Source organism: Dellaglioa sp. CoH-56-MRSF-10, from assembly GCF_056782175.1.
The window spans coordinates 1-424 of the sequence record NZ_JBXAYF010000044.1; the positions used below are offsets into that span (position 1 = coordinate 1).

Genomic DNA, 424 nt, shown 5'->3' on the forward strand with positions numbered 1-424 from the left:
GGTACAATACCGAGCAAGAGGCACAGGCCGCAAAGCACAACTGGACTTGCCGACGAAAACGTCCGGGCCACCCTCTCGTCAATATCATGCACGTGTCCGGATGTGAATGTGGAAAGTTCCACATTGGCCGGGCCCGAGGCTCCATCAACTGGGATTTTGTGCACTCGATCCGCCCCACGATTCTCTCGGAGGTCAAATGAAACTTGTTCGTTGCTGTACGTACATGGACGACTATCAGGATATGATGGCGGCGCACGGTACCCTAGTGGTGCGCGGTGCGGACGATGAGCGCGTGCGCCACTATGCACACGTCAACAACGACGCACTTTCGTTTTCGGCGTCCGGTGCCAGCGTCACGTTCCCACTCTGCTTCTGTCCCGGATGCGGCACCAAAACTGAAGTAGTCAGCGAGGAAGAATAATGA

Annotated in this window: 1 protein-coding gene; it reads left to right on the forward strand. The window is 56.1% G+C overall.

Going from position 1 to position 424, the window contains the following annotated elements; translation table 11 throughout:
• The first annotated feature begins 196 nt into the window (after positions 1-196).
• Positions 197-421: a hypothetical protein gene (locus AC1RP4_RS07745; protein ID WP_281116354.1), complete on the forward strand. Its 225-nt coding sequence runs from the start codon at positions 197-199 to the stop codon at positions 419-421.
• The last annotated feature ends 3 nt before the right edge of the window (positions 422-424 follow it).

Bases quoted from the DNA above. Each gene is read 5' to 3' on its own strand.
- AC1RP4_RS07745 (WP_281116354.1), top strand. From the start codon at position 197: ATGAAACTTGTTCGTTGCTGTACGTACATGGACGACTATCAGGATATG.